The organism is Mesorhizobium sp. WSM3860 (assembly GCF_002294995.1).
Lineage (GTDB): Bacteria > Pseudomonadota > Alphaproteobacteria > Rhizobiales > Rhizobiaceae > Mesorhizobium.
This window is the reverse complement of the sequence record NZ_NSGF01000008.1, coordinates 56,128-76,573: the sequence shown is the minus strand read 5'-3', so window position 1 is coordinate 76,573 and position 20,446 is coordinate 56,128. Positions and strand designations below refer to the sequence as shown.

The 20,446-nt window shown below is 64.4% G+C and carries 14 protein-coding genes; 8 read left to right on the top strand and 6 right to left on the bottom strand.

The window, feature by feature from the left end; all coding sequences use genetic code 11:
- Positions 1–98 precede the first annotated feature (98 nt).
- Both mtnA and mtnK read right to left on the bottom strand, forming a co-directional pair.
- Positions 99–1,193, bottom strand: coding sequence for an S-methyl-5-thioribose-1-phosphate isomerase (gene mtnA / locus CK220_RS15105; RefSeq protein WP_095812299.1), 1,095 nt, complete (start codon positions 1,191–1,193; stop codon positions 99–101).
- Positions 1,190–2,458, bottom strand: coding sequence for an S-methyl-5-thioribose kinase (gene mtnK, locus CK220_RS15100; protein ID WP_095812298.1), 1,269 nt, complete (start codon positions 2,456–2,458; stop codon positions 1,190–1,192). The genes mtnA and mtnK overlap by 4 nt, the downstream gene beginning before the upstream one ends.
- Before the next feature lie 137 nt (positions 2,459–2,595).
- Here mtnK and CK220_RS15095 point away from each other — a divergent pair, with 137 nt between their 5' ends.
- The 3 genes from CK220_RS15095 (at position 2,596) to CK220_RS15085 (ending at position 6,274) form a co-directional block, all read left to right on the top strand.
- Complete coding sequence (locus CK220_RS15095) at positions 2,596–4,107, top strand: sugar ABC transporter ATP-binding protein (protein WP_095812297.1); 1,512 nt, start codon at positions 2,596–2,598, stop codon at positions 4,105–4,107.
- A 78-nt stretch (positions 4,108–4,185) separates the two neighbouring features.
- Entirely contained in the window at positions 4,186–5,181 is a 996-nt protein-coding gene (locus tag CK220_RS15090; protein WP_095812296.1) for an ABC transporter permease, read from the top strand.
- 40 nt (positions 5,182–5,221) lie between these two features.
- The gene (locus CK220_RS15085) at positions 5,222–6,274 is read left to right on the top strand and encodes a substrate-binding domain-containing protein (RefSeq protein WP_095812295.1); all 1,053 of its coding nucleotides are present in this window, start codon (positions 5,222–5,224) and stop codon (positions 6,272–6,274) included.
- 348 nt (positions 6,275–6,622) lie between these two features.
- Here CK220_RS15085 and CK220_RS15075 read toward each other — a convergent pair whose 3' ends face one another.
- The 4 genes from CK220_RS15075 to CK220_RS15060 all read right to left on the bottom strand — a co-directional run bounded on the left by CK220_RS15075 (position 6,623) and on the right by CK220_RS15060 (position 11,652).
- Positions 6,623–7,699 carry a D-alanine--D-alanine ligase family protein gene (locus CK220_RS15075; protein WP_095812294.1) on the bottom strand — a complete coding sequence of 359 codons (1,077 nt, stop codon included), beginning with the start codon at positions 7,697–7,699 and terminating at the stop codon, positions 6,623–6,625.
- Between the two features lie 17 nt (positions 7,700–7,716).
- Entirely contained in the window at positions 7,717–8,331 is a 615-nt protein-coding gene (locus CK220_RS15070) for a hypothetical protein (RefSeq protein ID WP_095812293.1), read from the bottom strand.
- A gap of 216 nt (positions 8,332–8,547) precedes the next feature.
- Positions 8,548–10,602 (bottom strand): bifunctional aldolase/short-chain dehydrogenase, encoded by a 2,055-nt coding sequence (locus CK220_RS15065; RefSeq protein ID WP_095812292.1) that lies wholly within the window; start codon positions 10,600–10,602, stop codon positions 8,548–8,550.
- An 84-nt stretch (positions 10,603–10,686) separates the two neighbouring features.
- Positions 10,687–11,652, bottom strand: coding sequence for a sugar-binding transcriptional regulator (locus CK220_RS15060; RefSeq protein WP_095812291.1), 966 nt, complete (start codon positions 11,650–11,652; stop codon positions 10,687–10,689).
- Between the two features lie 202 nt (positions 11,653–11,854).
- Here CK220_RS15060 and CK220_RS15055 point away from each other — a divergent pair, with 202 nt between their 5' ends.
- The 5 genes from CK220_RS15055 (at position 11,855) to CK220_RS15035 (ending at position 20,358) form a co-directional block, all read left to right on the top strand.
- Positions 11,855–13,495, top strand: coding sequence for an acyl-CoA synthetase (locus CK220_RS15055; RefSeq protein ID WP_095812290.1), 1,641 nt, complete (start codon positions 11,855–11,857; stop codon positions 13,493–13,495).
- 175 nt (positions 13,496–13,670) lie between these two features.
- On the top strand, positions 13,671–14,777 hold the full coding sequence (locus CK220_RS15050; RefSeq protein ID WP_095812289.1) for an IS481 family transposase: 1,107 nt from the start codon (positions 13,671–13,673) through the stop codon (positions 14,775–14,777).
- Positions 14,778–15,137: 360 nt separating this feature from the next.
- Positions 15,138–15,743, top strand: a complete 606-nt coding sequence (locus CK220_RS15045) for a TetR family transcriptional regulator (RefSeq protein WP_095812288.1) — start codon at positions 15,138–15,140, stop codon at positions 15,741–15,743.
- A gap of 55 nt (positions 15,744–15,798) precedes the next feature.
- On the top strand, positions 15,799–16,965 hold the full coding sequence (locus CK220_RS15040; protein WP_095812287.1) for an efflux RND transporter periplasmic adaptor subunit: 1,167 nt from the start codon (positions 15,799–15,801) through the stop codon (positions 16,963–16,965).
- Positions 16,966–17,208: 243 nt separating this feature from the next.
- Positions 17,209–20,358, top strand: coding sequence for an efflux RND transporter permease subunit (locus CK220_RS15035; protein ID WP_095812286.1), 3,150 nt, complete (start codon positions 17,209–17,211; stop codon positions 20,356–20,358).
- The last annotated feature ends 88 nt before the right edge of the window (positions 20,359–20,446 follow it).

Genomic DNA, 20,446 nt, shown 5'->3' with positions numbered 1-20,446 from the left:
TGATCTCCCCCCTTGAGGGGGAGATGGCCGGCAGGCCAGCCCAGTCGAACCGACCCCCTCTGTCGCCTTCGGCGACATCTCCCCCTCAAGGGGGGAGATTATCCCCGCTCGGGAAACATCGCCTTCAGCCCCTCGCGCGAAGCCTTCGCCACGCCGCGCTCGGTGATCAGCCCTGTCACCAGCCGAGCCGGCGTCACGTCGAAGGCGGGGTTTGCCGCCGGCGTTGCGTCGGGCGAGACGCGCACCTGCGCGACCTTGCCGTCGGCCGTCTTACCCCACACCAACGAAACCTCGTCACTGGCGCGCTCCTCGATCGGGATTTCCGCAAGCCCGTCGGCGACCGTCCAGTCGATGGTGGGCGAGGGGAGCGCGACATAGAAAGGGACGTCGTTGTCGGCGGCGGCTAAAGCCTTGAGATAGGTGCCGATCTTGTTGCAGACATCGCCATTGGCCGTCGTGCGGTCGGTGCCGACGATCACCATGTCGATGTCGCCATGCTGCATCAGATGCCCGCCGGCGTTATCGACGATCAGCGTATGCGGTACGCCGTGGCCGGCCATTTCCCAGGCGGTCAGCTGGGCGCCCTGGTTGCGCGGCCTGGTCTCGTCGACATAGACATGCACGGGAATACCGGCTTCCGTCGCCAGATAGATCGGCGCCGTGGCGGTGCCGTAGTCGACCGTCGCCAGCCAGCCGGCATTGCAATGGGTGAGAATGTTGACTGTCTCGCCCGGCTTCTTCTTCGCCGCGATCTCCTTGATGATGGCAAGCCCGTTCTCGCCGATGGCGCGATTGAGCCCGACATCCTCGTCGGCGATCTCGGCGGCGCGCCGGTAGGCGGCCTCGGCCCGCTCTCCCGGCGCCAGCGGTTTGAGAAAGCGCCGCATCTCGTCCAGCGCCCAGCGCAGGTTGATCGCCGTCGGTCGCGTTTTGTGCAGCGTCTCCCAAACCGCGTCGAGCGCTTCGTCCGATGGATCATCGGTCATCTGGATGGCGACGCCGTAGGCGGCGGTGACGCCGATCAGCGGCGCGCCGCGCACCCACATGTCGCGGATCGCGGTGGCGATGCCGGCAACGGTTCCGATCGTCTCGATGCGAAACTCATGCGGTAGCCAGCGCTGGTCGATGATCTCGACCGAGCGTTTGTCGTCGCTGAGCCAAATTGTGCGGTAGTGGCGTTCGCCGACGTTCAAAGGCTCTTCTCCTGTTCGATCAGCGCGGCCAATGCGTTGACCTCGTCGATGCTGTGGATCTGACGCCGGTTGACGGCGATGTGGCGGCCGAAGCGCAGCGCCTTTGCTTCACATTTGGCGCGCAGGTCTGCGTCGGCAATGGTCTCGAAATCGGCATTGTGGGCGAGGCCTAGGATACGCCGGTGCACCTCGATGCCGGCGAAGCCGAGCAGGTCGGTCCAGATGCCGGAAAGCATGTGGTCGAGCGCCTGTTCGGAACCGAGCAGGTCGCCCTGATCCTCGAACAGGCTCTTCTGGTAGAGGATGCCGGTGCGCTCGGTCCGCCACAGATGCGAAAACTCGGCGCGGAACACCGCCCAGCTCTCGGCCGTGACCTTAAGCAGGTAGGCGCGCATCGAATCCCGGCTACCTTTCTGCTCATGGCCGCACTGCGAAAAGAAGGCCATCCAGAAATTGGCGAGCAGCATGCCGACGTCGAAGGCGATCGGGCCGTAGAAGGCGAATTCCGGATCGATCATCCGGGTCTCGGTGTCGGTCACCATGATCGAACCGGAATGCAGGTCGCCATGCAGCAGTGTTTCGGCATTGGCGGCGAAGAGGTGCTTCAGCCGCTGCGCCTCGACCTTGAGGTCGCGGTCGGCGCGCAATTCGGCCACCAGGCGGTCGAGTTGCGGGCTGGTATGCCGGTTCATCTCGGCGTCGAAATAAGGATCGGAGAACACCAGGTTCTCGGTGATGTCGCAGAGCTCGACATTGTCGGCGAACAGCGCGAGATCGGCCTTGCGCTCTCTTGTCATCATTGAGAGGTCCGAGCCGCGGAACAAAGTGCGGGCCATGAACAGGCCGATGTCGCGCGCAATGTTCGGCAGCTCGCTGCCCTCGATCAGCGCGCGCCGCAGAATGATGTAGGGCGGCGCCAGATACTCCATGACAATGAGCGCCTGGTCCTCGTCGAAATGATAGATCGCCGGCACCGAGCCTGGCGCTCGGCGCTCTTGCCTCCTCAGCGCGTGATACTCGAAGAAGGAGCGCTTCAAAGGCAGCGGCCAGCTGTCGCCGACCAGCCGCACATAGGGCAGCGCCTGCTTGACCACCGCCGCGCCCTGGTCGCCCTCGACGATGAAAACGAGGTTCAGATTGCCGTCGCCAACCTCGCGTACTTTCCAGCGGCTGGCGTTCTTGCCAATGCGCTCGGTTAGCGCCGTGGTCTCGCCGAGGCGCTTCGGCAGCGTCCCCACCGACAATGCTTCGAACTTCCCGGTCATCCTCTCCCTCCTGCGCGTGGTGTCCAACGATAGCGGAGCCACGGCGGCGGGGCCAAGCTAGGGAGCGCTCTGGCAATTGTCAATCGTGTTGACAATTGCCGAGTGAGCCCATAGCGTCATGGATCAGGGAGGAACGAATGGGCGCAGATGCCGTGTTCCGTGTGGAGGGCCTGAGGAAATCCTTCGGCCAGAACGAGGTGCTTGGCGGCATCTCGCTGGACCTCTATGCGGGCGAGGTCACCGTGCTGATGGGTGCCAACGGCGCCGGCAAATCCACCTTGGTCAAGATCATCAGCGGCGTTTACGCGCGCGGCGGCGGCACGATGCGGCTCGCCGGCCAGGCCTTCGATCCCGGCTCGCCGGCAGAAGCGATCCGCGCCGGCGTCGTCACCGTTCATCAGAACATCAATGACGGCGTTGTCGCCGATCTCGACGTCGCCACCAACCTGACGCTCGACCGGCTGAGCGGCAAGGGCGCATCGCTGCTGTTCAAGCCCGCCGAGGTCCGCGTCGAAGCCAGGGCCGTCGCCGACCGCATGGGGCTTACGATCGATCTTAGGGCACGCGTCGCGGACCTCTCGCTCGCCGATCGTCAGATGGTCGCGATTGCCCGCGCCATGGCGCACCGGCCGAAAGTGCTGATCCTCGACGAGCCGACCTCCTCGCTGTCGAGTGCCGAGGCCGACCGGCTGTTCGCGCTGATCGACAGGCTGCGCGGGCAGGGTGTCGCGATCCTCTATATCTCGCATCGCATGTCCGACATCAGGCGCTTGGCAGACCGCATCGTCTCGATGCGCGACGGCGTCGTCTCCGGCGTGTTCGACCGGAAGCCGCTCGACTATGAGGGCGCTGTCAATGCCATGCTCGGCCGCAAGATCCTTCTCGACCGGGTCATTGCCAGAAGCTCGGCGCGCGCGGTCTTCACCGCCCAAGGCCTGCAACTGGCACACGGCGCCAGACCGATCTCGATGACGCTCGGCGCCGGGGAGGTGGTGGCGATCACCGGCCTGGTCGGCGTCGGCAAGACTGCGCTCGCCGAAACTTTGTTCGGCGTGCGCAGGCCGCTCGCCGGCACCATGCATATGGACGGCAAGCCCTACGCACCGGGATCCGCGCGCGAGGCGATCGCTGCCGGCGTCTTCCTTGTGGCCAAGGACCGCGCGATGAGCGGCATCGTCGGCGGCTTCAACATCGAACGCAACATCAGCCTGCCGTTTCTCAAGCGCATGTCCGGCTTCGGTGTCATGAAGAAGCGGGCAGAGCGGGCTGCCGCACGCCGCCAGATCGACGAGTTCGGCATCGTCTGCCGCTCCGAGAAGGACGAGCTTTCCGCGCTTTCGGGCGGCAACCAGCAGAAGGTGATGGTCGCGCGCTGGATGTCGCAGGCCTCGCGCCTGTTCATCCTCGACGAGCCGTTCCAGGGCGTCGATATCTCGGCTCGGGGCGACATCGCAACCAAGCTCAGGGCGAGCGCCGACGGCCGCGCCACACTGCTCTTCGTCACCGAAATCGACGAGGCCCTGGAGACCGCCGACCGCATCCTGGTGATGTCGGAGCACGCGATCGTCGGCGAGCACAGGAACGATGACATCGATCTCGATCGGCTGCTGGCTGAAGTGGCCGGCGGGCCGCTCACCAGCGCGGCGTGAGATCGTATGGATGACGAGGTTTGGAGTGCAGGCATGAGTTCCAGTTTGGCGGAGAGGGCAGCAGCGCGGGAGCGTTCGATGACATTGCGCGACTATGCTATCCGCTATGGTTTCATCGTCCTGCTGGTCGGGCTGATCGCCTATTTCGCGATCGCCGCCGACGGCTTCGCCTCGCCGCAAAGCGCCGTCTTCATCTTCCAGTCGGTCGCGATCACCGGCGTGCTGGCACTCGGCGTCACCGCGACGCTTGTCGTCGGCGGCTTCGATCTGTCGATCGGCTCGGTCGCCACCAGCGCAATGATGGCGGCTTCCTATGCCATGGTTGTGCTGGAGCAGAACGCCATCGTCGCCGTCATCGCCTGCCTGGTGATCGGCGCGGTCGTCGGCCTGATCAACGGCTGGCTCATCGTCTACATGCGCGTGCCGGATCTGCTCGCGACGCTCGGCATGATGTTCCTGCTGCTCGGCCTGCAGCGCATTCCGACCGAAGGCCGCTCGATCGCCACCGGCATGACGATGCCCGACGGCTCGGTCGCCAATGGCAAGTTCAGCGAGACCTTCCTGGCGCTCGGCCGCCACCGCATCGACTTCTTCATTCCGAACCTGATCCCGGTCTCGGTGGTGGTGCTCATCGTGCTCGCCGCGCTCATCTGGTTCTTCCTCGAATACACCCGCTTCGGCCGCATGATGTATGCCGTCGGCAGCAACGAACGCGCCGCCGAGCTCGCCGGCGCCCCTGTCAAGGCATACAAAATCTGGGCCTACGTGATTTCGGGAGTTTTTGCCTCGATCGGCGGAATTTTGCTCGCTGCCCGGCTTGGACGCGGCGACATCGCCTCGGGTAATAATCTCTTGCTCGACGCAGTAGCCGCGGCGCTCATCGGTTACGCGGTGCTCGGCGCCGCCAAGCCCAACGCTTTCGGCACGGCCGTCGGCGCGGTGTTCGTCGGTGTCCTGCTGCAGGGCCTGACGATGATGAACGCCCCTTACTACACGCAGGATTTCGTCAAGGGCGCGGTGCTCGTCGTCGCCCTTGTCTTCACCTTCGCCCTTTCCGGCAGGGGCAAGAGATAGTTTCGACCGGGGCATTGAGAACAAAACGGAGGAAGACGAAGTGAGCATCACAAGAAGACTTTTGGGGAAGGCCGCACTCGGCCTCGCGGGCGCGGCGCTGCTAATGCAGGGCACAGCATTGGCGGCGGACCGTCCGGCGCCATTCGACAAGCCGGGCGTCAAGATCGCGCTGGTGCGCTATCTCTCCACCGGTGACTTCTTCCAGGCCTATCTCTCCGGCGTCGAGGCGCAGGCCAAGGCGCTCGGTGTTGATCTGCGCGTGCTGGACAGCCGCCAGGACGCGGCACTCCAGGCCGACATGGTCGACCAGGCGATCGCGCTCGGCGTGCAGGGCATCATCATCCAGCACGGCCTGACGGAATCGATGAAGGACGCCGCCCAGCGCGCGGTCGACGCCGGCATCAAGGTCGTCGCCTTCGACGTCAACGTCGACAATCCGAAGATCCCGCAGATCGAGCAGTCGGACCGCGATCTCGCCCGCCTCGCGCTCGAACAGGCGGTCAAGGACAATGGCGACGCCTGGAAGGCCGGCTATGTCTATGTCGCCGGCATCGCCCCGCTCGACCGCCGCAACGAGACCTGGGTCGACGTGAAGAAGAAACATTCAGGCATCAGCGAAGTGGCCATGTTCGGCACCCTCGACAATCCGATCGCCAATTCCGTCGCCAACCAGGCGCGCTCGGTGCTGCAGGCGCATCCCGACATCAAGGTCATGTTCGCGCCCTATGACGAGTTCGCCAAAGGCGTGAAGATCGCCGTCGACGAGGCCGGCCTCAACAAGGGCATCAAGATCTACTCGGCCGACATATCGACGTCCGACATCGCCGCGATGCGCGAGCCGGACAGCGCCTGGGCAGCCACCGCCGCCACCAACCCGGCCGTGGTCGGCCAGGTCTCGGTGCGCGCGCTGGCGCAATTGCTCGCCGGCGAGGATCCCGGCCACAACGTCATCGTGCCGCCGACGCTGATTACCCAGAAGGAGCTCATCGACAAGGACATCAAGAACATGGAGGACCTGTCGGCCAAGCTGCCGCAGTTCGCCCATGCCGATGTCGCCATGCCGGCCTGGATGCCGAACCCGAACGCGAAGTAGGCTGGCCTGAAGCGCGTCGCGCGGCGCACTAGTGGCAGCATTGGAAACGTCGGCGCTGCCCCTCATCCGCCTGCTGGCACCTTCTCCCCGTATAGTGACGGGGAGAAGGGTCCTGTCCGCAGCCGCATCGCCATTCTTGCACCGCCGGCGATAGGCGAAACCATCGATGACGGCATCTTTCTCCCCGTCACTATACGGGGAGAAATGCCCGGCAGGGCAATGAGGGGCAGCGCCGACGGACGAAACATGATCAGAGCGCCTCGCGTGAGGCGGTTTCAGCGCGACGCGCTTTGGTGCTCTGAGAAGGAGCGGCTCTCAAGGCCGCCCGTTCGTGTGTTCTTCCGTCTATCAGATCGACCGGGCGGCACGCGCCAGCCCATGCGCCACCAGCCGGTCGATGACTTCCGGGTAGCTGATGCCGCTTGCCGCCATTGCCTTGGCGTACATGCTGATGTCGGTGAAGCCCGGAATGGTATTGAGCTCGTTGATCAGGAACGTCATGTCCGGTCTTACGAAGAAGTCGACGCGTGCCATCGCGTCGCAGCCCAGCGCGCGAAACGCCTTGGCCGCGGTCTCGCGGATCTCGCTTTCGATCGTGTCGGGCAGTTCGGCGGGCACCTTAAGTGCTGCTCCATCCTTGTCGATATATTTGGCATCATAGCTGTAGAAGCCGTGGCTTTCGGCCGGCACGATCTCGCCGGGACGGGAGACGAAGAGGCCAGCTTCCGTGTCCTCAAGCACGCTGCATTCGATCTCGCGGCCACGGATGAATTCCTCCGCCAGCAGCTTGCCGTCGTGCCTGAACCCTTCGGCGAGCGCTGCCTGATAGCCGGCTTCATCGGAGACCTTGCTGACGCCGACGGAAGAGCCCTGGCGGGCCGGCTTGATGAAGACCGGGAGTCCGAGCGCCTGCTCGATCTGCGCGAAGCCAGGCGCGGCCTCGGCCAGGATCGTGATGGACCGTGCCGTGGGCAGGCCGGCCGCCCTCAGCAGCCGCTTGGCGATATCCTTGTCCAGCGCTGTTGCGGAACCGAGAATGCCGCAGCCGGCAAGCGGCACGCGCGCCACCTCCGCCAGTCCTTGCGCGGCGCCGTCCTCGCCATGCAGGCCGTGCAGGACGGGAAACAGAATATCGATCGCGGGCAGCTCGTACGGCGGCCCTTTGGCCGGAACGGCCAGCATTCGTCCATGCCCGCCCGGCACCAGACAGACCTCCGCTCCGTTCGACGGTTTCGCCAGCGCGCCGTCCTCGAAGCGGCTGAGCAGCCATTGCCCTTCGCGGGTGACGAAGATTGGAACGGCATCGTATTTCGCCGGCTCCAGCGCCCCCATGACATTGGTCGCCGAAAGCACCGACACGTCGTGCTCGGCGGACCGCCCGCCAAAGAGCACACCAATACGCAGTTTTTTCTCGGCCATCGACATCTCCACAATGCTCAGGATCAGAAACCGACGGCGATGCCGCGCCGGGCGAAAAAGCGGTCGAAACTGGCGAGCGGCAGCGTGACGTCCGCTTGGCTCTGCCGGTCGTGCCCGGAAGGGTTGTGGAAGCGGATTTCGCCTGGCGAGGCCGCAGTCACCAGCACCAGATGCCCGCCCTTCGACGGCGGCTCGCGCTCGGGCCAGCGGATGCCTGGATGAACCGAGGCAATGAAGTAGCGCCACTTGGAAAGAAGTCCGGGCACCGCGGCCATCTCGACATTCGTCGTCGTTTCGGCGAACAGACCGAAACGTTCGCGCACGAACCGGACGAAGGGCTCGTAGATCAGCCCCTTGATCGTACCGTCCCCTTCATTGACGACATAGCCGCCATAGGCCGTACAGGCGCGGGCGAGCTCGAGCGTCGGATGAATTTCGCCGCGTGCGGCAAGGATCATCTTCAGGCAGGCCATGCCGCAGACATTGACGGCCCAGCGTGCATAATCCTCAATCGTCTCCGCGCCGGAATTGCGCCACAGCGGGTCGCGGTGCAGAGCCGATGGTCCCTCGGCCAAAAGCGGCAAAGTCATGCCGGGCGATTCCCACTGGCTGAAATAAGGCACTTCCCTGGATTGCATACCGGCTCCAGCCTTGTGTCTCGCAAGCGAGGCGCAAGGCATCCCCTTAAAGCTGTTCGAGCAATAAGCAAAAGATTTGAGCGGATTTTGACCGGTTGGAGCAGTTTTCCAGCAGACGTGAAACGGGCTTCAGTCCTGACCTGCGTCACGACACGGAGAGAGCGGTCCGTCGTTCCAGGAAAGCGACGGGCCGCTCAGGGAGATATCCTTGTTTCTTCAGCGCAGCGCCGCGGCGATATTGCCGCCGTCCACCGTCGTCACATCGGCCGTGGTGCGTTCGGCCAGCGCCTGATGCAGAAAAGCTTGCGCCACGTCTTCGGCCGTCACTTCCTGGCCGAGAAGATTGCCGGACATGTATTCCTTTTCCGAGACGCCGCGCGCGCCCGAGCGGCTGGCAATCATGGCGTCGGTCAAAAGCCCGGATCGGATGCGGTCGGCGTTGACCGCGTTCGAGCGGATGCCGTGCGCGCCGTAGTCCAGGGCATATTGGCGCGACAGGAACAGCGTCGCCGCCTTGGGAAGGCCGTAGGCGCCGAATTTCGGCCCGGGATTGACGGCCTGCTTGGAGGTGTTGAACAGAAGCACGCCGCCCGTGCCCTGTTCGAGCATGATGCGCACCGCGTTCTGTGCCGCCGACTGGTGAGCGAAGAAGTTGAGCTCGAAGCTCTTGCGCAGAAGCGCATCGTCGATCTCGCCGATCCGGCCTTCCCAGGCCGCGCCTGCATTGGAGACCAGGATGTCGACGCCGCCATAGACCGCGACCGCCTTGTCGAAGGCGGCGCGCACCTCGGCCGGGCTGGTGATGTCGGCGCCGACGCCGATCGAGTTGTTGCCGGCCGCCTTCGCCGCTTCCGCGGCTTTGGCGTGATCGAGGTCGACGATGACGGCATGGGCCCCGTTTGCGGCGAACAGCTTCGCCGTCGCGGCGCCGATGGCGCCGGCGCCGCCGGTGATCAGCGCCACCTGGCCGGTCAGCGGCTTCGGCTTGTTCGAGGCGAGCTTGGCCTGCTCCAACGACCAGTATTCGAGCGGGAAGAGGTCGGCCTTGGAGAGCGGCTGGAAATTGCCGATGGCTTCCGCGCCGCGCACCGCCTCGATCCACATCTCGCCGACGTCGGAGGCGATTTTCGCGTCCTTCAGCGTGCGACCGTGGCCGAACATGCCGAGTCCCGGCACCAGTGTCAGCCGCGGCATCGGGTCGAGCATGGTGCGCTTGACGTCATCCAGCGCGTCGTTGGTCTCGAAATAGGCGCGGTAGTCCTTGGCGAAAGCCTCGACATGGCTGCGGATGACGGCCTTGTAGTCGCCGAGCTTGTCGGCGTCGGGAGCCGGAACCGCCATCGGCCCGGTCTTGATGCGGATCGACAGATCGGGCGTCGACACGCCGCGTCCGGCCAGCTCGGCGATCCTGGCCGAATTGATGAAATCGACGATCGCATCCGAGGTGCGGAAATCGCTGATCATGCGGTCGAAGCGGCCTTCGCCGCGCGCCACCGCGACAGCGCCGCGCAGCGTCGGCGCGATGTCGCTCGCCTTGGCGAGCTTAGCCGGCAGCGCCGCCTTGGCCGCCTGCGGCTTGCCGTTCTTGGCGACATAGTCCTCGGCGATGGTCACATAATGGATCATCTGGTCATAGGCCTGCCTGGCGTCGTCGCCGAAGGTGAAGATGCCGTGCTTGTCGAGGATCAGGCCTTCGACGCTGGGGTCGGCGTCAAAAACGTCCGCCGCGACCTTGGCGAGCTCGAAGCCCGGCTTGATGTAGGGCACGTAACCCATTTTGTCGCCGAACAGCGTCTTCACCAGCGCCTTGCTGTCCTCCTGGTCGACGATGGCAAGGATCGCGGTCGAATGCGTATGGTCGACGAATTTGAGCGGCAGGAAGGCGTGCAGCAGTGTCTCGACCGATGGATTCGGCGAGGCGGGATCGATGAGATTGGAGCGCTGCAGCGCCACCATGTCCTCGTCGGAGAGCGTGTCCAGCGAGCGCGCCTTGAGCAGCGCGCCCATCTTCACCGCCGGCAAGCCTTGCGGCTCGATGACGGCCATGTCCCAGCCGCTGCCCTTGACGCAAAGGACGTCCCATTCGTCACCGACCAGATCGGTGGCCTTGGTCTTGCAGGAGGTATTGCCGCCGCCATGCAGCACCAGCCGCGGCTCGCCGCCGAGCAGGCGGGTCGTGTAGACGCGCAGCGCAAGGTCGCGGCCGACGCCCTTCTTCGCGTAGTCGGCAACCATCTTTTCCGCGTCGGCGTCGTTCCAAAGGTTCTTCATGTCGTTCCGTCCGATTCCGTATTTTATCTGCTCATGAACAGGCAGCCGCGACGTCTTGATGACAGAGGCGGCGAGGGTGGTTTCCTACGAGGCCTTTTTGCTGACCGCGCCGGCGTGATCGAGAAGGCGCCCCGCCATATGTGCGCCGACCACAAGATGCGTGCAGAGTCCGCCGGCGATAGCGGCAAGCAGCGGCTCGAACTTGCTGTCCTCCTGCACCACCATCAGCCGCTTCCCGATTGCGCGCAGTGAGGCAATCTCGGCAGAAATGACCCGCCGATTGTAGCTGCAGTCGAGCGCCTCGCCGTTTGCATCGATTATCTGCCCGGCGATGACGCCGGCCGCGCCTTGCTTGCGCAGCGCAGCCATTTCGGCCGGCGTAAGCGCGCCGCATTTGACCAGATGGCTGTTGGCATCCACGGCGCCGACGGAATAGAGCGCGAGATCGCAGTCGCTGATGCCGGCAAGCTGGTCGCGGATCACCGGCTCGGCGCGCAGGCCCTCTGCCAACTCTTCCGTGGACAGCACCAGCGGCGCGTAAAAATTCAGACCCTTGGCGTTCAGCCGCCGCGCGATCTCCATCGTGCACTGATCGGGTCGGTAGGAATAGGGCGCGCCGAGATTGCCGCAGAGCTGCACCACGGTGACGTCCTGCAGGTCGGCATAGGACATGATGTCGGCGATGGTATAGACCGTGCGGCCCCAGGCGACGCCGATGCGGTCGCCCTTACTCACCAGTTCGAGGAAGACGCTCGCCGCCAGTACAGCGATGTCGGTCGACGGGTCGGCGACATAGGCGTTTTCCGGCGCGATCCAGACGGCATCAAGTTTGAAGGCGTCCTCCAGCCTGCGCGCCATGACATCGTCGGTGAAAAGCTGCGTCGAGGTCGAGATGTTGACGATGCCGGTCTCGCGCGCTTTGCGCAGATACATGGCGACCGATGCGCGCGAAATCTTGAGCTGGATCGCCACTTCGTCCTGGCGAAGGCCATGCGCATAGTAAAGCCAGGCGGCCTTGTGGATGAGCTGTTCTGCCGGTCGGATCGCCATGCCGCCTCCTCGGCTGACATTAGTCACGGCTCTCGACAAAAGTCAAATCTAGCTGGCTGGGTTATTCGTCCTCCGGCGCGGCATGATCCGAGCAGCCATTCTACCGAGCGCTCATGTCAGAGCATTTTCCGGTCGTTCAAGGGGATGGCATGATCGCGAGCCTGCGGTTAGAAAGCTCGAAAAGACTTTTGGGGAGGATGGGATGGCCAATCCCTACGAACAGGATCTCGACCGCAACGCCGCCAACCACCAGCCGCTGACGCCGGTCACCTATCTCGAGCGGGCGGCCAAGACCTATCCCGACCATGTCGCCATCATCCACGGCAGCCAGCGCATCTCATATCGCGATTTCTGGCGGCGCTCGCTGAAGCTCGCCTCGGCGCTGTCGAAGCACGGCATCGGCAAGGGGGATACGGTAACGGTGATGCTGTCGAACACGCCGCCGATGCTGGAGGCGCATTTCGGCGTGCCGATGGTGAAGGCGGTGCTGCATTCGCTGAACACCCGCCTCGATGCCGCGGTCATCGCCTTCCAGCTCGACCATGCCGACACCAAGGTGCTGATCGTCGACCGCGAGTTCTCGGGCGTGGTCAGGGAGGCGCTGGCATCGGCCAAGGCCAAGCCATTGGTCATCGACTATGATGACCCCGACTACGCCGCCGATGCGCCCTATCCGAAGGGCGAGCGGATCGGCACGCTCGACTATGAGGATTTCGTCGCCGGCGGCGACGAGGCTTTTGCATGGTCGATGCCCGACGACGAGTGGGACGCCATCTCGCTGAACTACACCTCCGGCACGACGGGCAATCCGAAGGGTGTCGTCTACCATCATCGCGGCGCCGCCCTGATGGCCTACACCAACACCATCCATGCGGGCATGGCCAAGCACGCCGTCTATCTCTGGACGCTGCCGATGTTCCACTGCAACGGCTGGTGCTTTCCCTGGACGCTCGCCGTGCAGGCCGCCACCCATGTCTGCCTGCGCTGGGTGCGGGCAAAGCCGATGTATGACGCCATCGCCGACCATCGCGTTACCCATCTTTGCGGCGCGCCGATCGTTATGTCGGTGCTGATCAACGCGAAAGACGAGGACAAGCGCCAGTTCGCCCAGACAGTCACCTTCAACACGGCCGCCGCGCCGCCGCCCGAGGCGGTGCTTTCCGGCATGGCCGATGCCGGCTTCGCCGTCACCCATCTCTACGGCCTGACCGAGACCTATGGGCCGGCGGTTGTCAACGAATGGCACAATGAGTGGGACGAGCTGGAGAAGGGCCCGAGGACGGCGAAAAAGGCGCGCCAGGGCGTGCGCTATGCCGCGCTCGAAGGACTCGCCGTGATGAACCCCGAGACCATGGTCGAAACGCCGGCCGACGGCGAGACCATCGGCGAGGTCATGTTCCGCGGCAACATCGTCATGAAGGGCTATCTGAAGAATCGCAAGGCGACCGACGAGGCTTTTGCCGGCGGCTGGTTCCACTCCGGCGATCTCGGTGTCATGCACCCGGACGGCTACATCCAGCTCAGGGACCGCTCCAAGGACATCATCATCTCGGGCGGCGAGAACATCTCATCGATCGAGGTCGAGGACGCGCTCTACAAGCATCCGTCCGTCGCCTCCTGCGGTGTGGTTGCCCGCGCAGACGAGAAATGGGGCGAGGTACCTGTCGCCTATGTCGAGCTGAAGCCCGGCAAGGCTGCGACCGAGGCCGAGATCATCGAGCATTGCCGTGGGTTGCTCGCCCGCTTCAAGGTGCCGAAGGCGGTGGTGTTCGCCGAGATTCCGAAGACGTCGACGGGGAAGATCCAGAAGTTCAAGTTGAGGGAAATGGCGAAACAGGCCTAGCACCAATATGCGTTAGGTCGAGTTCCCGCCCACCCCCCTCTGGCCTGCCGGCCATCTCCCCCGCAAGGGGGTGTATGGACTGGGGACATCGCGAACAGGTGTGCGAAGACATCGCGAACAGTTTCGTGCGTTTTGCGCGGGGAGGTTCGGGGTGCCATTCGAGGCCAGAAGCGTGATGAGCCAGAAGGAAGAGTTTGTCAGATTGGCGCTTGCGCCGGACGCCAATGTGAGCGCGTTGTGCCGTCGCTTCGGGATCGGGCGAACGTGCGGGCACAAGCTGCTGGCGCGCTTCCGGGCGGAAGGCGACGGTGGGCTCGCGGCGCGTTCGCGGCGGCCGCGGTCGAGCCCGCGGCGCAGTCCGCCGGAGCTGGAAGCAGCGGTTGTGTCGCTGCGCAAGGATCATCCGGCCTGGGGCGGTCGCAAGATCGCCGGCGTTCTCGCGCGCGATGGCGTAGGCGGCATTGCGCCTTCGACAGTGACCGACATCCTGCGCCGCAATGGTGTCGAGCTGGGCCTGCATGGCGGCGGCGCCCAGCCCTTCATCCGCTTCGAGCACGAAGCTCCCAACGATCTGTGGCAGATGGACTTCAAGGGCCATGTGCCTCTGCGCCAAGGGCGGCTGCATCCGCTCACCGTGCTCGACGATCATTCGCGCTTCTCGCTGGTGCTGGAAGCCTGCGCCGACCAGACGACCGAGACCGTCAAGACACGGCTGATTGCCGCCTTCCGGCGCTATGGCCTGCCGTGGCGCATTGCGACCGACAACGGCCCACCCTGGGGCGATGGCGGGCGCAACAATTTCACCGCACTTGGTGTCTGGCTGATCGAGATCGGCGTGAGCGTCGGTCATTCCAGGCCATGCCATCCCCAGACGCTCGGCAAGGAGGAACGCTTCCATCGCACCCTCAAGGCCGAGGCGCTTCAGGGGCCGCCCTTCGAGAGCCTCCAGCAGGCCCAGCATGTCTTCGACCGCTGGCGTCACCTCTACAACACCAGGCGTCCGCACCAGGGCATCGGCGGCGCCGTGCCATTCGATCGCTACCGGGCTTCCGGCCGCGACTTCTGCGAGACCGTTGCGCCTTTCGAATACGCCGTCGGCGACAACTTGCGCAAAATCCAGCAGAAGGGTGCCACCTCCTTGTTCGGACGCGCCTTCAAGATCTGCAATGCCTTTGCCGGAAAGACCGTCGCCTTCAGACCGACCGAGGCCGACGGCGTCTTCGATGCCTACTTCCGGCACCAGAAAATCCAGACCATCGACCTCAATACGATCCGCCGATAGCATGGGAAACTGTTCGCGATGTCTTCGCACACCTGTTCGCGATGTCCCAGTCCATACAGGGGGGAGATCAGATGTCGTGCAGGCTTTCGCCAATCGCTGACATCGCAGAAAAGGCGTCGGCGACGGAGCTGCCAATCTCCCCCTTGCGGGCCCCTTGCGGGGGAGATGTCCGGCAGGACAGAGGGGGGTGCGAAGGATCGCTACGCCAGAAGTTAGCATCCTCGTCACCCAGCCAAACTCTCGCAACTGTCACCATCTGTCACCAAGTATACGCGTACGTCGATTCCCCGTTGACTCTTGGCTGCTTTCGATTTACGACTGACGAAAATTGAAATTCGTCACTCATCAAGCGAAAGCACCATGTCAGAAGCCGCCAACATCGTGGCCGACCCCGCCAGACAGGAGAATGTGACGCGCATTCTCGACTGTGCCGAGCGCCTGTTCCGGCACTACGGCTACGGCAAGACCAACGTTGCCGACATTGCCCGCGAGCTCGGCATGTCCCCGGCCAACATCTACCGCTTCTTCGCCTCCAAGGTCGAAATCCACCAGGCGGTCTGCGGCCGCATGCTCGGCGCCAGCTACGCGATGGCCTACGAGATTTCGCGCCTGCCGATCAGCGCCGAGGAGCGGCTGCGCCGCTACGTGCACGCCCAGTACAAGATGACGCTGGAAGTCATGCTCGACGACCAGAAGGTGCATGAGATGGTGATCGTCGCGCTCGAGCGTGACTGGGGCGTCATCGACAAGCATGTCGACCGCATCCACGACCTGCTCGCCGACGTCATCCGCGACGGCATAGAGGCCGGCGAGTTCAGGAAGCAGGACCCGGTGATCGCCTCGCGCTGTTTCGGCGCTTCCACCATCATCCTGTGCCATCCGCAGATGGTCGCGCAGTGCCTTGCCAAGACCAACCGGGCAATGCCGGACGATCTCATCGACTACGCAATCAGAGCCTTGAAATAGCCGCTGCCCCGCCGGGTCGCCGGTCCACGTTTATCTCCAGTTCGGGAGTGCTAAGGTGTCTTTGTCCAGTTCCATCCTCCGCAGGCTGCCGGCCGCGGGCCTCCCAGTCGTCGGCGTCGTTGTCGCGGCGCTCGGGCTTGCCGGCTGCAGCCAGGAGAAGGCAGCGGTCGTCCAGGAAGCCGTCCGTCCGGTGAAGGTCGTCGAGATCGGCGAGGCCGAGACCACGCGCCAGCTCGACTATTCCGGTTCGGTGCGCGCCCGCACCGAGATGAATCTCGGCTTCCGCATCGCCGGCAAGGTCACCGAGCGTCTCGTCGACATCGGCCAGCATGTGAACGAGGGCGACGTGCTCGCCCGCGTCGACCCTTCCGACTACGAGCTTTCGGTGAAGAGCGCTGAGGCGAACCTCGACGCCGCCGAGCGGCAGGTCGAGACCGTCGATCTCGCCAGGAAGCGCGCCGAGCAGCTCTATGCCAAGAACTTCGCGCCTAAGTCGCAGCTCGATCAGGCCGTTCTGAGCTATGATCAGGCCGTGGCGACGCGCGATGCCGCCCGTTCGACCCTGGCCCAGGCGCAGAACCAGGTCCATTACACCGATCTCAAGGCCAGCAAGGCCGGCATCGTCACCGCCATCTCGGCCGATATCGGTCAGGTAGTGGGGGCCGGCACGCCGGTCATGACGGTTGCCGTCGACGGCGAGAAGGAAGTGCTGATCGCGGTGCCGGAAATGGACATCGCGGGCTTCCGGCCGGGCAAGGAGGTCAAGGCGAGCTTCTGGTCCGACGAGGCGCTGACGCTTGACGGCAAGGTCCGCGAGGTGGCCGGCAGCGCCGATCCGCAGTCGCGCACCTTCGCGGTCCGGGTGTCGCTGCCCAACGATCCTCGGGTGCTGCTCGGCATGACCGCCAATGTCGCGGCAACCGTCGGCAGCAAGGCGCAGCTGGTGTCTATCCCGCTGACCGCGATGGCTGAGAAGGACGGCAAGCACATCGTATGGACGGTCGACCGTGCTTCCGACACGGTGCATCCGCGCCCGATCAAGGTGGCGAACTTCACCGCCGACGGCGTTGCCGTTGCCGAAGGCCTGAAGCAGGGCGACGTGGTGGTGGCCGCAGGCACACAGTTCATGACCGACAATCTGAAAGTGAAGCTTTCCGGCGATGCCGCCCAGCAGTCCGCCTCGGCGGAGGATGACATCGCCGCCACCAGCAGCCTGCGCTAACCAGGCGTAACGAACGCCTTTCCCGACCTCGCTGCGCGAGCCGCGAGCCGGGGAGGGCATGGGTTCCGGGCGGCGAAATCGCCCGATCGACGAGGCGCGGCATTGGTATCCCCCGCTCCACGGCCGCGTCGAGCGCGATTGCGAGTCTCTCTCCGCTTGAGGTGCTCGCCGCCCGGAAGCCCACCGAGAACTCATGAGCCGCAAGGCAAGCTGCCTTGCCGCCAATTGGACTGGACCTGCGCCATGACCACGGACAGCAGCACTGAAAAGCAGCCCTTCAACCTCTCGCGCTGGGCGATCGGGCATCCGAGCATCGCGCGCTTCCTGTTCGGCCTGATCATCGTGGCCGGCGCGCTCGGGCTGATGCGCATGGGCCAGAAGGAAGACCCTGACTTCACCTTCCGCGTCATGGTCGTGCAGGCAGTCTGGCCGGGCGCCTCGATCCAGGACATGGAAGACCAAGTCGTCAACAAGATCGAGCGCAAGCTGCAGGAGACGCCGCATCTCGACTTTGTCCGCTCCTACACCCGCGCCGGCAGCGCCATCATCACGCTCCAAGTGAAGGGCGACACCAACGCCGAGGAGGTGAAGGATGCCTTCTACCAAGTGCGCAAGAAGGTCGGCGATATCGCCAACGAGCTCCCGCAGGGCCTGCTCGGCCCCTATTTCAACGACGAGTTCGGCGACACCTTCATCACGCTGCATTCGATCAGCGGCGACGGCTTCACCTATCCCGAGCTGAAGAAATTCGCCATTCAGGCGCGCGACATGCTGCTGGCGACGCCGGGCGTCGAAAAGGCCGTCATCATCGGCGACCAGCCCGAGAAGATCTATATCGATGTCTCCTCCAAGGCGCTTGCCGAGCGCGGCCTGACCGTCCTTGACCTGCAGAATGCCGTAAAAGGGCAGAACGCCGTCGATCCGGCGGGCTCGGTCGATACCGGCCTGCGCTCGGTTCGCATCTCGGTCGAGGGCGACGTCACCAAGGCCGCCGATATCCGCGAGCTGAGGCTGCGCGCCGGCAATCAGGTGACGCGTCTTGGCGACATCGCCACGGTCTCTTCTGGCCTCGAGGACCCTTATGAGCGCAAGTACCGCTTCAATGGCCACGAAAGCGTCCAGGTCGGCGTCGTCATGGCCAAGGGCTTCAATGTCAGGGACGTCGGCAAGGATGTCGAGGCCACCTACAAGCGCTTCGAGGAAGGTCTGCCCTATGGCGTTGCGGTCGACCAGATTTCCGACCAGCCCGAAGTGGTCAAGGATGCCGTCAACGAGTTCATGGAGGCGCTCGGCGAAGCGCTGCTTATCGTGCTCGTCGTCTCGTTCCTGTCGATCGGCTGGCGCTCCGGCCTGGTGATCGCGATCGCCATTCCGCTGGTTCTAGCCGCCACCTTCGCCATCATGTACGAGATCGGCATCGATCTGCAGCGCATCTCGCTCGGCGCGCTGATCATCGCCCTCGGTCTGCTGGTCGACGACGCCATGATCGTCGTCGAGATGATGGAACGAAAGCTGGAGGAGGGGCTGGTCAAGATCGAGGCGGCGAGCTTCGCCTATTCTTCGACCGCCTTCCCGATGCTGACCGGCACGCTGATCACCACCGCCGGCTTTATCCCGGTCGGCTTCGCGGCCTCCACTGCGGGCGAGTATGTGCGCACGCTGTTCTATGTCGTCGGCATCGCACTGGTCGTGTCGTGGTTCGTCGCGGTCTATTTCACGCCGTGGCTGGGCTACATGATCCTGAAGCAGCGCAAGCACGCCGGCACACACCACGACGTCTTCGACACCGGCTTCTACCGGCGGCTGCGCGCGACAGTCACCTGGGCCGTGCGCCACCGCATCATCGTGCTGGCGATGACGCTGGTCACTTTCGGCACCAGCCTCTGGGCCTTCCAGTTCATCCCGCAGAACTTCTTCCCGCAGTCGTCACGTCCGGAAATCCTGGTCGATCTCTGGCTGCCGGAAGGTACCTCTATCAAGGAGGTCGAGAACCAAGCCAAGGCGCTCGAAGCGAAGATGATGGACGACCAGGACAAGCGCTTCATCGCCACCTATATCGGCGAGGGCGCCCCGCGCTTCTTCCTGCCGCTCGACCAGCAGCTTCGCAATCCGAACTTCGCCCAGCTTCTGGTGATGGCCAAGGATGAGCCGGCGCGCGAGCGGCTGATCGTCAAGATGCGAGGTATCCTCGCCAAGGACTTCCCGTCGATCCGCGCCAAGGTCGATCGTTTGTTCCTCGGTCCGCCGACCGGCTGGCCGGTGCAAATGCGCGTAATGGGTCCGGATCGCCAGGAGGTGCGCCGCATCGCCGACGAGGTGAAGGCAAGGTTCGAAGCAAACCCGCTGCTCGGCGCCGTCCATGACGACTGGCTGGAGCCGGTGCCGGCGATGAAGCTGGTGATCGACCAGGACCGAGCCCGGGCACTAGGCGTCACATCGCAGCGCATTCGCCAGATGCTGCAGGCAACGATGTCCGGTGCGCCGCTCGATGATTTCCGCGACGGCGAAGAGACGGTCTCGATCGTCGCCCGCGAGCCGGAGGCGACCCGTCATCTGCTTTCCTCGGTCGATTCCGTCTATATCCCGACCGACTTCGGCGGCTCCGTGCCGCTGTCCCAGGTGGCGAAAGTGGTGCCCGTGATGGAGCAGGGCATCGAGTGGCGGCGCGACCGTCTGCCGACCATCAGCGTGCGCGCCACGCTGCCGGATGGCGTGCAGTCGAACGACGTCGTCACCAGGATGTACAATGACATGAAGGACCTGCGCGCCGGCCTTGCCCCCGGCTACAAGATCGAGATCCAGGGCGGCGCCGAGGACTCGGCCGAAAGCCAGGCCTCGATCGCGGCCAAGGCACCGATCATGCTGGCCGTCATCGTCATCTTGCTGATGGTCCAGCTGCAGCATTTCGGCAAGTCGATGCTGGTGCTGGCCACCGGTCCGCTGGGCATCATCGGCGCCGCGGCAGCCCTTCTGATCAGCGGCGCGCCGTTCGGCTTTGTCGCCATCCTTGGCGTCATCGCGCTGCTCGGCATCATCATGCGAAACTCGATCATCCTGGTCGACCAGATCGACCAGGATATCGCCGCGGGAATGGATCGATCGGAAGCGATCGTCGGCGCTGCCGTGCGCCGCTTCCGCCCGATCATGCTGACGGCGCTGACCGCGGTGCTTGCGTTGATCCCGATCTCGCGCGCCGTGTTCTGGGGGCCGCTGGCCTACGCCATGATGGGCGGCATTCTCGTCGCCACCGTGCTCACCATCCTGGTGCTGCCGGCGGGCTATGCCCTGTTCTTCGGCCGCGAGCCCAAGAAGGCCAAGACCGACGAGCAGGCGCCGGAGCCGGAACAGGTCGAAGGCATCGAAAGACCGCAGTTGGCGCTGGCTGCGGAATAAGAAGGTGGCACCTCAAATCATCCGCCGCCGGCGAAAGCCTGCGGCGGATGATGCGCATCGAAAGAACGCCTCTCGCCGCCGCGACGCG